At 33.1% G+C, this 15,410-nt stretch carries 11 protein-coding genes; 3 read left to right on the top strand and 8 right to left on the bottom strand.

Translation table 11 applies throughout. The annotated features are described in order from the left end of the window. Nucleotides 1-6 precede the first annotated feature (6 nt). The 4 genes from FJOH_RS23545 to FJOH_RS23560 all read right to left on the bottom strand — a co-directional run bounded on the left by FJOH_RS23545 (nt 7) and on the right by FJOH_RS23560 (nt 9,194). Nucleotides 7-3,039 (bottom strand): SusC/RagA family TonB-linked outer membrane protein, encoded by a 3,033-nt coding sequence (locus FJOH_RS23545; protein ID WP_012026524.1) that lies wholly within the window; start codon nt 3,037-3,039, stop codon nt 7-9. 329 nt (nt 3,040-3,368) lie between these two features. Next, nucleotides 3,369-4,391: a glycosyl hydrolase family 18 protein gene (locus FJOH_RS23550; RefSeq protein ID WP_012026525.1), complete on the bottom strand. Its 1,023-nt coding sequence runs from the start codon at nt 4,389-4,391 to the stop codon at nt 3,369-3,371. A gap of 85 nt (nt 4,392-4,476) precedes the next feature. Continuing rightward, nucleotides 4,477-5,994, bottom strand: a complete 1,518-nt coding sequence (locus tag FJOH_RS23555) for a SusD/RagB family nutrient-binding outer membrane lipoprotein (protein ID WP_012026526.1) — start codon at nt 5,992-5,994, stop codon at nt 4,477-4,479. An 11-nt stretch (nt 5,995-6,005) separates the two neighbouring features. Then, nucleotides 6,006-9,194: a SusC/RagA family TonB-linked outer membrane protein gene (locus tag FJOH_RS23560; protein WP_052295212.1), complete on the bottom strand. Its 3,189-nt coding sequence runs from the start codon at nt 9,192-9,194 to the stop codon at nt 6,006-6,008. 270 nt (nt 9,195-9,464) lie between these two features. Here FJOH_RS23560 and FJOH_RS23565 point away from each other — a divergent pair, with 270 nt between their 5' ends. The 3 genes from FJOH_RS23565 (at nt 9,465) to FJOH_RS23575 (ending at nt 12,842) form a co-directional block, all read left to right on the top strand. Next, complete coding sequence (locus FJOH_RS23565; protein ID WP_012026528.1) at nt 9,465-10,517, top strand: sensor histidine kinase; 1,053 nt, start codon at nt 9,465-9,467, stop codon at nt 10,515-10,517. Beyond that, nucleotides 10,507-11,208: a LytR/AlgR family response regulator transcription factor gene (locus FJOH_RS23570; protein WP_012026529.1), complete on the top strand. Its 702-nt coding sequence runs from the start codon at nt 10,507-10,509 to the stop codon at nt 11,206-11,208. The genes FJOH_RS23565 and FJOH_RS23570 overlap by 11 nt, the downstream gene beginning before the upstream one ends. 167 nt (nt 11,209-11,375) lie before the next feature. Further along, a complete protein-coding gene (locus tag FJOH_RS23575) occupies nt 11,376-12,842 on the top strand; it encodes an MFS transporter (RefSeq protein WP_012026530.1) in 1,467 nt (488 codons plus the stop codon). A 113-nt stretch (nt 12,843-12,955) separates the two neighbouring features. Here FJOH_RS23575 and FJOH_RS23580 read toward each other — a convergent pair whose 3' ends face one another. The 4 genes from FJOH_RS23580 to FJOH_RS23595 all read right to left on the bottom strand — a co-directional run bounded on the left by FJOH_RS23580 (nt 12,956) and on the right by FJOH_RS23595 (nt 15,355). After that, on the bottom strand, nt 12,956-13,450 hold the full coding sequence (locus FJOH_RS23580; RefSeq protein WP_012026531.1) for a hypothetical protein: 495 nt from the start codon (nt 13,448-13,450) through the stop codon (nt 12,956-12,958). A gap of 90 nt (nt 13,451-13,540) precedes the next feature. Continuing rightward, nucleotides 13,541-14,197: a fructose-6-phosphate aldolase gene (fsa, locus tag FJOH_RS23585; protein WP_012026532.1), complete on the bottom strand. Its 657-nt coding sequence runs from the start codon at nt 14,195-14,197 to the stop codon at nt 13,541-13,543. 143 nt (nt 14,198-14,340) lie between these two features. After that, a complete protein-coding gene (locus tag FJOH_RS23590; RefSeq protein ID WP_044048064.1) occupies nt 14,341-14,547 on the bottom strand; it encodes an ATP synthase subunit B family protein in 207 nt (68 codons plus the stop codon). A 4-nt stretch (nt 14,548-14,551) separates the two neighbouring features. Further along, entirely contained in the window at nt 14,552-15,355 is an 804-nt protein-coding gene (locus tag FJOH_RS23595) for an SDR family oxidoreductase (RefSeq protein ID WP_012026533.1), read from the bottom strand. Nucleotides 15,356-15,410: the final 55 nt, after the last annotated feature.

Here is a 15,410-nt window from a genome sequence, read left to right on the forward strand (position 1 = left end):
TTTAAATTAGAAAGTTACATTTAAATTAAGACCAATACTTCTGGTAGAAGGTAAACCATAAATATCAACCCCTTGTAAACCTTGACCTGTACTTAATGCAATATTTGGATCGAAAGGAGCATCTTTATAAATAAAGAATAAGTTTCTAGCTATAAATGAAATACTCGCTGTTTGGATAAATGGTAATGCTTTAGGGTTAAAATTGTAACCAATAGAAATCTCTCTTAAACTTACATTTGTTGCATCATAAATGTATTCTCCTGTAATTCCAGCTCTTCCTCCAACAGTTGTGTAGTAAGACTGAGCATCCATAGTTGTTACTGCTGTACCGTCAGGCATTACTGCATTTATCTTAACACCGCCTGCATTTCTTGCATCACCTGTAGCTTTAGAAACGCCAAATGCATCATTTTGTGCTTGAGTTAAACTCATTACTTCTCCTCCAAAACGTCCATCAATTAAAATATTTGCGAAGAAAGATCCGAATTTGAAAGAGTTAGAAAAACCTAACATAAAATCAGGATTTGAATTTCCTAATTCAACAAAATCTGTTTTTTGAATTTTTCCATCGCTATTCAATAAAATTCTTCCCTGATCATCTTTCAACATTTTGAAACCTTCAATAACACCATAAGGTCTTCCTTCTGTTAAAGTATATTTATATCCATTAACTCCAGGATCTGTTAAATTTACTTTTCCTCCTAATTCTTCAGGAATTTCTTTTACTTTATTCTTGTTTTGTGAGAAGTTAATAGTCGAATCCCAAGTGAATTTATCTCCTCTAATAATTCCTGCATTTAATACAACCTCGAAACCTTTATTTTCTATACTTCCGGCATTAATACCATAAAAATCGGCACCTGCACTATTTCCAACTGGGGCAACAACTTGTAAATATTGGTTTTTAGTTTCTGAATTATAGTAAGAAACTTCAAAACCTAATCTATTATTAAACATTCTCCATTCTGTACCAAATTCAAACTCTGATTTAAGCTCAGGTTTTAATGTAGTTCCTGGTTTTGGTGTAACTAAAGGATTGTATTTTGATCCACTTCCATTAGGATAATAGTTTGTTGGAACAGAGATAAAAGGATAGATATCATTACCAACTTGTGCATAAGTACCACGTACTTTACCATAATTAATCCATTCAGGTAAAGTTGCCATCTCACTAATGATTGCAGTTAAACCTACAGATGGATAAAAATAATTTGATGTACCTGTATTTACTAAAGTAGATGACCAGTCATTTCTTCCTGTAAGATCTAAGAATAACATATCTTTGTAGCCAAATGTAGTAGCTGCAAATACTGACTGTACTTCTCTTCTTGAATCAATTGTTTGATAATTTCCGTCATTATTATTGAAATTATGCAAAGTAAACCAGTTAGCATATTTCAATCCTCCTCCAATACCTGAATCTAGTATCGTTTTTTGATTTGTTAATGTATTAGTTACACTCGCACCAATGTTAGCATTAAAACTAAAATCAGATCCTATTTTTGTATTGATTGTAGCAATTAAATCACCATAACGTTGTGTACTTAAAGCATTTTCGCTAATATATCTACCATTAGCATGAGATAAAGTACCTTGCGTAGTAGCAAATATTCTTTTATCGTATAAACTTGTTACTCTATTATAACTGTATCTAGAAGCAATCGACAACCAATTAGTTGCTTTATAAGTTAAAGAAAGAGCTCCATTAAAGAAATCGTTTTTATCTTCAGATTTGTTTCTGTTAATTGCCCAATATGGATTTTGCATAATATCTCTATTAGTCATCCAATTTTGAGCCATTAAATTTCTTGAAGGATCAAATTCTTCATAATTATCTTTATAATAATTAAAGTCATTTCCTCTTGGCATTAAATAAACACCTGTAAGCGGGTTAAAGTAAAATCCATTAACTGGTTTGTTTGCAATATTTTGACTTGTATAATTTGCATTTGCTGCAAATACAAGTTTATCATCAAAGAACTTAGCAGTCTGACGAATACCGAAGTTGTTTTTCTTTAAATTATTTCCTGGAATAATACCGCTTGCAGAAGTATTTGCATAAGAAAAAGCTGTAGAAGAATTTTCTGAACCAATTGAATATCCTAAAGAAGTAATTTGTGTAGTTCCTGTAGTAAAAAAGTCCTTTACATGATCTTTAGATTGTCCTTTTGCTCCCCAAGATTCGTCTGCACCTGCTGCTGCAAGATAGTCTGTTTGAAATTTAGGAAGATAAGCTGCTGTTTCAAATGTTGTTACAGACGAAAGATTAATGTTTGCTTTTCCTGCTTTTGCTTTTTTAGATGATAATAAAATTACACCATTTGCACCTTGACTACCATATAATACAGAAGCTGCAGCACCTTTAAGAACCGTCATTCCTTCATAATCGTCAGGATTTACCAAAGAAATTACATCTCCTCCGTCACGGTTACCTCCTGCTAAACTACCAAATGTGTCGTTTGGCTGACCAGAACCTGAATTCAACATAGGAATACCATCGATTACATACAAAGGCTGGCTATTAGATACAGATGAATTTCCACGAATTACAACTTTTGTAGAGCCCCCAGTTCCACCAGCACTTTTAGTTACAGCAACACCGGCAATTTTACCTGCAATAGTATTGATAACGTTAGCATCTTTTACACGAACCAGTTCGTCTCCTTTAAGTTCCTGAGCTGCATAAGTCAAAGATTTTCTTGTTTTCTTGATACCTAGAGAAGTAACTACTACTTCACTTAAAGCATTTGAAGCAGCGACCTGCATTTTCACATTAATTGTAGCAGCATCGCCTACAACTATGTTTTGTGTTTCAAGACCTACATAACTGAAAACTAATGTTTGGCCTTTTTGAACCTCGATTGAGTACAATCCGTCAAAATCGGTAGTAGCACCTTTTTGACCTCCCTGCACAGCAACAGATGCCCCTGGTAATGGCATCCCGTCAGAATCTGTAATCACACCTTTAACATTTTTTACCTGTGCAAGCGAAACCTGCGCCGTAAAAACAATCATAAAGATTAAGAAAATTTTTTTCATGTTAATTTATTTTGTTAGTTATGATGTAAAATTATTCTTAAGGGATTGTTAAAAAAAATAATTTATACAAACTACTATAAATTTTAAACGAACGACATAAAACAATCAATAATCTGCTGCTCGAAAACGTTTTCATTTCTATAAAAAGCAGAAAAAACACCATTTACGACTATTTTATTCTGAAAATTCTAAATTTTACTAAAATATTTTCAATTCTAACAATTATTTGTAAATCTGATATTTATATAAAAAATAACGCTTCTTTTTAATCTTTACGAATAAAAAGAAGCGAAAAACTTATTAATTAAAAAATCGTGTAGGAAATAAAATTAATTACCGCACATGCCTGAAGTCTTGTATTTTAGATCTGTATATTTTTTATGGATGACTTCTAATAGAGAATATTCTCCAAAAGAATCCTGAGCCAGTTCCCATATCATAATGCCGCCTGTATTTTGCGATGCATATTCTACTTTTTTCAAAATTGTCGGCCTTCCGTTATAATAAATTTTACCAATTTCATCCTGATCCGCAAATTGCGTTCCTGCTTGTATTATTTCTCCAAAAGTAGAACTGGTTACTTCAGGATAAGTAAAGTTATACCCATAAAAAGGAACTCCAAGTGTCAGCTTTTCACTGGGCACATTTTGTTTCTTCCAAAATTCAACTCCTTCTTTGGCAAATTCAAACGAACTGTGCTGTTCTATTTTATTCGGACTCCATGGTCCAGTACTATCGTAGGCCATAATATTTATAAAATCGAAAGCATTTAATGCTTCAGAATTTATATTTACAAATCGGGTATTATTAGGAAGTGCCGCTGTGAGCAGTTTTTTACGATCCGTAAGTTCTTTTCTTAACTCAACTACAAAACCGCTGTAACCAGATGTAACTGCATCCCATTCGAGATCAACATCTACACCATCTAAATTATGATCTGTGACAAACTTTGAAATATTTTGCATAAAAGCCGGCCGGTTTTCGGGTTTATCAATTAGTAAAGACCAATTTGCTGCTTGTTCGGTTGAAATGACTCCGCCGGCAAGTGAAATGCTTATGACAATATTTGAATTTACAGATCTTACATATTTGGTTACGGCATCAATATCTCCGTCAAAAACTAGATTCCCATTTTTATCAGGATTAGCAAAAGCAATATTTAAATGCGTCAGCTTACAAAATTCAATTGATGTTATTTTATCAAAGCTGTCGGCAGATAAGTACCCCACTACTCTTGCTTTTTTACTTTTTACTTCTTCCGGATTATTTTCTTTTTCACTGGTACAACTGTACACAGAAAAAAGAGAACTCATGAAAAAAAGGATGCCTAATAAGGCTTTATTTTTTATCATAATTTTGAATTTAAACTTTAGTGTTCTTAATTTTAATTAGATTGAAATAATACCTTATCAGGCATAACTATATTTTAGGATTTTTTTAGTTTACATCCCACCAAACCTTACCAGTCCAATCATTTGTTCCTCCCATTCTTTGAACAGCTTCCATATAATTTTTTTCATTTTTCTGCATCTCATCGTTAGGATAATACAAACGAGTAGGCACAACACCTCCGGTTTGAGAATCTGAATTTGTTATAGGAAGTAAATGCGGATAACCTGTTCTTCTCCAGTTAGAATAAGCTTCTATACTGTTAAACAAATAAGTAATCCATAATTGTGTTCCTATTTGTTCTTTTTCTGTTCCAGCCGCTAAAGGTTTAGCATTTACATACGCATCAATACTTGCCTGACTTGCAGGAGCAGCGCCATAAACTTCTAATTGTTTAATTCCAGCCTCAACTCCTTTTTTATAAAAATCAGCTGCAGATCCTGCAACCCAGCCTCTGTAAGCTGCTTCTGCTAATAACAATTGTGATTCTGAATAACTTACATGTAAAAAAGGAGTAGTTCTTAATTTTAAATACGGCTGAATACCTGATGCAGCATTTGAACCACCTACAACTTCCCATCTAAAAACTCCCGGACGAACTCCTTCATACAATTCCTCTCCCGGACCAATAGGACCTCCATTAACACTTCCTGTTTTTGGAGTTGCAAGCATTTTCAGCCTAGGATCGCCATTATCTCTTAAATAATCAATTAAAAGAGAACTAAAATGATCTCCATGTTCGTCTGAAATAAACCCATATGATAATCCATTTCCTCTAAAATCTAATGTAGCAGGATTATCATTAAAAGGAAAATCTAAATGATGCATAAGACAATTGTCATCGTTGCTTTCGAAAACACCATTTTGAAAAGCTGCTTTTGCTTGTTTTTCAGCTTCAGCCGGACTCACTTCTGAAATTCTCATCGCCAGACGCAAACGCATTGTATTAGCTAATTTTTTCCATTTTGAAATATCGCCATTATAAAACAAATCTCCTTTTACCGATCCTCCTGAAGCATTTAACTGCGTAAAAGATTCATCTAAATCTTTGAAGAAAGAATTGTAAATATCTTGCTGTTTATCGTATTTAGGCGTTACAATACCTTGAGAAAAACCTAAACCAGCTTCAGAATAAGGGACATCTCCATAAATATCGGTTAGACGCTGTGCAACCATAACTTTCATAATCTTTGCTACAGCATTCATATTTGATGCAGCAGGATCATTACTTGTATTTTTTATAATGTCAACAACATTTTTTAATTCGTTAGCATACACGTTTCTCCATAATGCTGTTGCATATTCGTCTACCTTTTTAAATTTACTTCCGTATTCTGTTACAGCCCATGAACCTGAATAATGCTGCACAAAACCACCAGAATATATTAAGTTCGTTCTATGCTGATAATATCCGTCTCCAGACATACATAATTGAGTAAATGTAAGCTGACCTGCAGGATTTGGAGCTAACGCAACCGGATCCTTTATCAGTTCGTCAAAATTTTCTGTACAGCTTACTACTGAAAAACCAGTTAATGCCGCTATTAGTATATGTTTAATTTTCATAATGTACTTTTTTAGAATGTAACCTTAATATTAAATCCATATGATCTTCTAAATGGCAATGAACCATACTCAAAACCTTGTCCGTTTCCTGAAGTGTACATTGACTCTGGATCAATATTTGGTAAATCTTTACTGAATGTCAATAGATTTCGCGCAAATGCTGAGATGTAAATTGAATTGATTTTTGCTCCTTCAAAAACACTTTTTGGTATAGTGTATCCTAAACTTACTTCTCTTAATTTCACATAAGACGCATCGTAAATAAATGGTGCCGGAGTATTATCAAAAACATTAGTCCAATAAGCCTGAGGATCTACAGGTTTTTCATTTCTAACATAGTTTGGATTTTGTGCTGTTCCTGTATTAACAACTCCATTTGCTACATAACCTGCAGTTGGAACCCATGATTGAATATTAAAATTTGGATCACTTGCAGCGGCCTGCGCTCTTGCTGCATTGTAAGCATCTCTTCCTTCTGTAGTTACATCAAGTAAACCTTTTGTTGCAGCAACAGAATTTGTCATAGAATAAACATCCATACCAAACTTCATATCTAATAAAAACTGAAGAGTAATTCCTTTATAAGAAAATCTGTTTGTTAAACCGGCTGCCCAGTCTGGAACACCTTTCCCTAAAACAACTTTAGTATCTGTATATAAAGGAAGTCCGTTTGCACCTACAATCATTTCACCTGATTCTGTTCTTTGAAAATCTTTTCCAATAATAGTTCCGTACTGACCTCCAACTTGTGCTACAATTGCAGCGCCAGCCCAACGAGCCTCAGAAATAGTGTACGTATTGATATCTGGATGTAAAGACAAAATTGAGTTTTTGTTTTTAGAGAAGTTTAAATCAATTCCCCATTCAAAACTATTTGTTTTAATAGGAGTTCCAGATAAAAAGATCTCGATACCTTCGTTTCGTAATTTTCCAGCATTTACAGAAAGAAACTCGTAACCTGATGTTGCAGAAGAAGCTAAATCAAGAGTTTGATCTGACGTATCTTCACGATAAACTGTAATATCTGCTCTTAATCTGTTTTTAAAGAAAGCTGTTTCTAAACCAAACTCAGTTCCTGTTTTTGACTGATATGTTAAGTTAAGATTTGGTGCCGAAGTATTTTTAATATTTACAACACTCTGACCATCATAAGATGAATAAGTCGTGTAGTTTAATGAGTTCTTGTAAGCTCCCGGTGCATTTGATACATTTGCCCAAGATGCTCTAAACTTACCATAAGAGAACGCATCACTTTTAATATTAAATGCATCTGAAAATACAAAACCTAATGAAACTGCCGGATAAAAAGCATCTTTATTAATAACGCTGAACCAGTCATTTCTTCCTGTAAATTCTGCATACAAATATCCTTTATAATCTAGTTTTGCAGAACCGTAAACAGAATTTGTTCTTGTTTTTGTTTCTGTAGGAGCGTTTATAGTATGAGTTGTAAAATTACTTATATACTCTGTTCCAGGCTCAATGATATTAATTCCAGAACTTGAATTTTCCTGTCTTCTAAAATCTCTGCGGCTTGTTCCTAAAATTCCTGAAAAAGTTAAATCATTAGCTAATTTAATATCGCTGATAGTAGCAATAATATCAGTATTCATTTCAGAAACCGTAATATCATTTAAACCAATATATCCTGTTTCTCTTCCCGGCCAGGTACTTCCGGCTGCCATGAAATCTTTTGCACCAAAAACATAAGTATCTAAACCTGTTCTAAAAGTCAGAGCAATCCAGTCTTTTAACTTATATGTACCGGCAACATTCCCCATAAAACGGTTTTTCTTAGAAGTATTGTGGTTTGCTTCGGTAGTCATGTAGGGATTTAACTGATAAATATTGTTGTTCCATTTATAAATTTCACCAGTTTCTTCATTCTTGTAATTTTTCAGCCAGGCCTGATCTATATTTGGAGCCAATCCTGTTAATGAATAACCAACGTTGTTTGGAGAATCTCCTAAACCCGGTCTGTTTTCTGTATTCTCAACCATGTAATTTACATTGGCATCCAAAGTAAATTTATCTGATTTTAATGTCGCATTTAAACTTGCATCGTTTCTTTCTAATCCGGAACCCGGCACAACATCATCATTTTTTAAATTATTGAATCCAAAGCGGACATAAGCATTTTCACTTCCTCCGGAAAGAGCAATTCCGTTAGTAGTTGTAAATCCTGTTCTAAAAAAGCCTTTAATATTATTATCAACTCTGGCATAAGGTTTCATTGAGCCATCAAATATTTTAATCTCCTGCCCTACAGTTTCAGAAAATTTAGGTCCCCATGAACTTGTAGTGTATTGATAAATTTCATTAGGTGCTTTTGACGGATCAGGCAGAATTCCATGTGAACCTGAACCATATTCAGTTTGAAAATCATCATATTTAGCATATACCTTATCAAAACTAACCCCGCTGGTTAATTCGACCTGTAGTTTTCCTTTGCTTCCTTTTTTAGTTGTAATTAAGATAACACCATTTAACGCTCTAGAGCCGTATAAAGCTGATGCTGCTGCTCCTTTTAAAACCGTAAGACTTTCAATGTTGTTAGGATTAATACTCGAAATACCGTCTCCGTTATCTCTACCGTCAAACCATTTACTTGCTGCAGCACTATCGTTAGAAAGTCCGGTATTATCAATAGGCACACCATCTACAATATACAAAGGCTGGTTATTCTCTCCAATACTAGATATACCTCTAATAATAACTCTTGTACTTCCTCCTACTCCTGTTGCAGGTATCGAAACATCAACCCCAGCAACTCGGCCAGAAAGTGCTGTAGCCACATTTGTTGTAATTACTTTGCTCAATTGTTCTCCTTTAACATCCTGAACAGCATAACCCAATTCTTTTTTCTGTCTCTTAATACCTAACGCTGTAACGACAACTTCATTTAAGTTTTGAGTATCCTGAGTCAATACAACATTAATTGTTGGTGATGTACCAACAGTTACAGTTTTAGTTTTAATTCCTATATACGAAAATGCCAAAACATCCCCAGCAGATGCCTGAATCGTATACATACCGTCATAATCACTTTGACTTACCGTTTTTGTGCCTTGAATAATAATACTTACTCCCGGCAGCGGCAATCCATTTTGATCGCTTACCAAACCTTTGATTGTCTTTACTTGTGCAAGCGAAACCTGCGCCGTAAAAGCCATCATAAGGGCTAACATAATTTGTTTCATTTTTATCATGGTTTTGATTAGTTGTTGATAAATTTATTGTTAACGTACTGTTAAAAAAAATAATTTATACAAACGGTCAAATTTTTTAAACAAACAACATAAAACATTCAACATTATGTTGCACGAAATCGTTATCCTATTTAAATAAAATATTAATTGGCTTTTTTTGCAAAAAATTATTCAAAAGAATTGCGATTTAGCTTCTAATTATGTAAAGTTGCAGATTAATTACAAAGCCTTCCAATTAATAATAAAACGTTAATAAAAAAGTTGAACGAAATCCGAAAATTAAAATTCGATATAAAACTCAAAAATCATATATGGTTTTGGGGAAGCTACTTTACTCTCAACTTTTTACGATGGGGTGCTTACTTTAATGATTATCCTTATTCGTTTAAATCAAACTTAATTGAGTTTTCGCTGCATATACCTTTAGTATATTTCAATCTTTTTATTTTAGTTCCAAAATACGTTCTAAAACAAAAATATATTACTTACACCGCAGCGTTAATCACAAGCTTATTTGGGATATATTTATTAAAAACAGTTTTAACATATTACATTATATCCGAAAATATCTGGCCCGAAGCAAACCGGGAATATCATCCTTTTGACATTAACCATATTTTAGCGGTTTGTATTGGAGAATTGTATGTTTTAGCCATGGCATCTTCTGTTTATCTGACTTTAACATGGCTTAGAGAAAGAGAACGAAACCGTTCTTTAAGAGAAAATCAGTTTAAAATCAAACTAAAATATCTCGAAAATCAAATTCAGCCTCATTTCTTTTTAAACACATTAAATAATCTATATGCCTTATCTTTAGAATCTTCAAATAAAGTTCCGGATGTTATCATCAAACTTTCAAATTTGATGGAATATGTTTTATATGATGTAAAAGGAACCAAATTTGTTCCTCTTATTAAGGAAATTGATTACATCCAGAATTATATCGAAATTGAAAAGTTACGTTTTGAAAATGTAGAAGTTACAATCAATTTAGAATCAAATATAGAAGACGTAGTCGTACCGCCGTTAATCTTTATTTCTCTGGTCGAAAACGCCTTTAAACATGGCGGAATCAATAATAATAACTTAAAAATTAAGATCAATTGTAAAGTTACCAACAACAAAATGTTAGACTTTGAAATCTTAAATAATTTTGTAATTTCACAAAATCTTAAATCTAAAGGAGGCATTGGTTTAGTTAATACAAAGAAGAGACTAAAATTAATTTACAAAAATCATTTTAGCTTAAAAGACACAACAAAACTTAATTACTATATAATTCGTTTGCAAATACCTATTCAGAATGAAGATTAAATGTGTATTGATTGATGATGAACCTTTGGCGATAAAAGTCCTGCAAAATTACTTTAACAATTTTACAGATTTTGAAGTTATAGGAACATTTAATAACTCTTTAGAAGCGCTTGATTTTATAAACAGCACTTCTGTAGATGCTGTTTTCTTAGACATCAATATGCCAATGATGACTGGTTTTGAATTAATCAGTTTAATCGAAAACAAAACAAAAGTTATTATTACAACTGCTTTTAGAGAATTTGCAGCAGAAAGTTATGATCTAGATGTATTGGATTATTTAGTAAAACCTATTCCGCTGCCAAGATTTATAAAATGCATCAATAAAATTACAACCGAATACAATTTAAAAAACAATATTAAAATCGATACCACAAAAGGCGATTCACATATTTTTATCAAAGTTGATAAAAAAATGATGAAAATTAATATTGAAGAAATCCTTTTTATCGAAGGAATGAAAGAATACATAAAAGTTGTAACACCTGATAAAACCTATATTACCCACAAATCTTTAACCTCATTATCTGAAGAACTGCCGGCTGATCGCTTCCTGCGCATCCATAAATCTTATGTAATTGCACTCAATAAAGTAAAATCTATAGAAGGAAACCGCATCCAAATTCAGTCGTACACGATTCCTATTGGAAGAAATTACAGTAAAGACGTCAAAAATCGAATTCTCGAATAAAACTTTAACATTTCTAACTCTATATAAATTAACACATTGTTGAATAAATAAGGTAGTTGGTTTAAATTTAACATTATTTTCAATCAATAATTTTTTTTTGACTTACGTAACAAATATATTTACGGTCTTCAAAAAACAATTTATTAAAAATTAACCTTATTACAATTATGAGTTCAGAAAATGTTCAAACCAAATGGGGACAGTTTATCTCATTGATAATCGTCTTCTTCTTTTGGGGTTTTGTTGGTTCTGCCAATGACATCCTGATTCCAGTATTCAAAAAAGTATTTACTTTATCTCAAGTACAATCACAACTAGTTGCTTGGGCATTTTATGCTGCGTATTTTGTAGGTTCAATAATCTTCTTTTTAGTTTCTTTAAAATTAGATGTTCTGCAAAAATTCGGATACAAAAAAACACTTTCGGCTGGTTTAATACTTTCTGCTGTCGGGTCATTTTTATTCGTTCCGGCTGCAACAATGGAAAGTTTCCCTTTCTTTTTAACCGCTTTGTTTACTGTTGGTTTAGGTTTTTCAATTCAGCAAATTGTAGCAAATCCTTTAGCAATTAAAATGGGAAGCCCAAACACAGGAGCTCACCGTTTAACATTAGCAGGAGGTATCAACTCATTCGGAACAACTATTGGAGCTATCTTACTAGGTATAGCTTTATTTGGAATGGGAGATAACAAAAAAACAGCTCTTTCATTAGAAGATATTAAATTACCATTCATTATTCTTGGACTTGCGTTTATCGCAGTAGCAATTTTCATGAACTTCTCTAAAATTGAAGATCCTGAAAAAGAAGTAGAAGTTGTTAAAACAGCACACGAAAAATTCAATATTCTTGATTATCCGCAATTGTATTTAGGAATGTTAGGTATTTTTATTTACGTAGGAACTGAAGTAACAATCATTAGTAATTTACCTGCTTTATTACATACGCACGAATTCGGAAACGTATTAGAAGATGCTGTAGCTCCATTTATCGCCCTTTACTGGGGAAGTTTAATGATTGGACGCTGGAATGGTGGTGTAAACGTTTTTGATACTTCAAAATTAGTAAACACTGCATTAAAATTCATCGTTCCTGCTATTGCATTTGGAGTAATCATTGGAGCAAATATTTTTGCTGCACACGATGTATCTTCATTCTATATCTACCCAATCTGGATTTTATTATTCATTGGAGTTAGTTTTATTGGAGGAAAAAATGCCGGAAAAACTTTAATGCTTTTCGGACTTTCTGGAATCACAATGATGGTTGCCGGATTAGTTTGGCCAGATCCTTCAATTGCTAAATTCTTTTTTATCTCAGGTGGATTATTCTTGTCTATCATGTGGCCTTCTATCTTCGATTTAGCAATCGCAGGTTTAGGAAAAAATACAGGAAAAGCATCTTCTTTCTTAATCATGATGATTTTAGGAGGTGGTGTTATTCCATTAATCCAGGGAAGTATCTGTGATTTTGATCTAACAAAACCAGAAGGAATCTTTGGAATTTCATGGACACATTTCTCTTATGTAGTACCACTTATTGGTTTTGCTTATTTAGGATTCTACGGTTTTTACTGCCCTAAAATCTTGAAAAAACAAGGAATCAGCCACGTTGAAAGCGAAGGCGGCGGACACTAAAAAACTTAAAACATCTATATAAAAAAATCCAAATTCCCGTAAACAGGAATTTGGATTTTTTTATTCATAAAGAAAAACCTTTGAACCTTTGTCCCTCTAAACCTTTGGCCCTTTTACTTAGCGTTAATAACATTACTCAGATTCTTTTTGAAAATGGCTTTATTCTGAGCCGAAATCGGGTAAACCACATCTTTACCTGCATGAACAATAACTTTGTCTATATTCGCTTTTAAAAGTGCTTCTGGATCTTTTATTTTTAAAGTACACGCTCCGTCAAAAAAACCATCATCTTCAATAATCTTTCTGGCTTCTAAAACAGTACCATCACTTAAAACTGCAGAAATTGTCATTTCCTTATTTAAAGTTTTCGAATAAAAACCATCCATAACCAAAAGCAGTCTATAGGAGTTCTTCATTTCAGGCCCTTTAAACTCATGTCTCGTTATATTATACCGAAGTCCTTTTGCCAGACTTTGAAACTTAACAGAACTATCTAATTCATAAGTTGCCACGTCGCCGGCTTCATTGACAGAAGTAATCACCTTCGCTTGGGCATTTATAGAAAAACCAGCCGTAAAAAAACACAAAACAATCAATATTACTTTCATATTCAATTATTTAAGATTTATATAAAAGTAAAAAAAATCGCCTTTTCTCGTTAGAAAAAAGGCGATTTTAATTTTATAACTATCTAAGGATTACTTGTTTCCTTTTTCGAAGTCAGCTACGAATTGAGCTAAACCAATATCAGTTAAAGGATGTTTCAACAATCCGTAAATTGCAGAAAGTGGTCCAGTCATAACATCAGCACCAATTTTAGCACAGTTTACAATATGCATTGTGTGACGTACTGAAGCAGCTAAAATTTGAGTTTCATAACCGTAGTTATCATACACTTCTCTAATTTCCTGAATCAGGTTTAAACCGTCAGTAGAAATATCATCTAAACGGCCTACAAACGGAGAAACATAAGTAGCTCCGGCTTTAGCAGCCAAAATAGCCTGTCCTACAGAGAAAACAAGAGTTACGTTAGTTTTAATTCCTTTATCAGAAAAATATTTTGCTGCCATAACTCCTTCTTTAGTCATAGGCAGTTTTACAACGATTTGCTCATGTAATTCAGCAAGCTCCTCACCTTCTTTAACCATTCCTTCAAAGTCAAGAGCATTAACTTCAGCACTTACATCACCTTCTACAAGATTGCAAATATCAACATAATGCTTAAGGATGTTGTTTTTTCCGGTAATACCTTCTTTCGCCATTAACGACGGATTAGTTGTTACACCATCTAAAACACCTAAAGCTTGTGCTTCTTTAATTTGAGCTAAATTAGCTGTATCAATAAAAAATTTCATAATCTATTATATTTAAATTGTGTTGATTTATTTTTTGGCGTGACCACAAGGGTCGGGCTTTCGGCTCTATCTTTTGTTCCGTTTCTCTTCACAAAAGGATAACGCCTCTATCCCTCACGCAAACTCAGCTGCAAAATTACAACTTAAAATTGCTTAGAAGAATTGTTTTTATTTAATTCTTTCAATTCATCCCTAATTTCTTCCAGAACTTTTAATGTTTCTTCTTTATAAACTTCAGAATTATTAATCTTATCACTCAAAGAACTTAAAATTCGGCGAAGCACAAACCAAATAACCAGAAAAACAATCACAGTAAAAATAGTAGGCAAAAACTCTGTAATCTTATCCATAATTCTATAACTTATAATGATTCATAAGCATTTTTTCGTAAACCTTATCCGGAAGCGCGCGTTTTAAAACAATTGAAAATTTCTGCATAAACACACCTACTTTATAATGCACTTTTGGCTTTTCTTTTTGAATGATTTTATAAATCGCTTCGGCCATTTCATTCGGGTTACTTCCTGCATCCACATGTTCGTTCATTGCAGCAAGTGTATCTCCGTACACTTTTTCGTAAGCAGAACCTTTTACAATAGGCGCGTGATAACGTCCGGAAGCAATATTAGTTGCAAAATCACCGGGAGCTACATTTGTAATTTCAATTCCAAACTGCTTTACCTCCATTCTCAAAGCTTCAGTAATCAATTCTAAAGCTCCTTTTGAAGCCGAATACACACTTCGGTAAGGAAGTCCCATATAAGCGGCAATAGAAGTAATATTAATAATTAAACCTGATTTTTGTTCGCGCATTTTTGGCAGAACAGCTTTCATAACTTCAATTGGACCGAAAAAATTCGTTTCAAAGTTGTTCTTAATTTCCTCCATCGGAATTTCTTCTAATGGTCCCGTGATTCCAACTCCGGCATTGTTAATGACAATGTCCAGTCTGCCCGAAGTTTCGATAATCTTACTGACAGCCGATTTAATCGAATCAGCATTTCGAACGTCTAAAGCCACAAGAGGAAAAATAGAATTCAAGACTTTTTCAGGATTTCGGCTCGTTCCATACACGACAAAACCTTTTTTATGCAAAAATTCACCAATAGATTTTCCAATCCCTGAAGATCCTCCGGTAATTAAAACAACTTTATTCATTTTTGGGTTATGAGTTATAAGTTATGAATTTTGAGTTTTTAGTTCAATGAAGAGA

It is taken from the genome of Flavobacterium johnsoniae UW101, from assembly GCF_000016645.1.
Lineage (GTDB): Bacteria > Bacteroidota > Bacteroidia > Flavobacteriales > Flavobacteriaceae > Flavobacterium > Flavobacterium johnsoniae.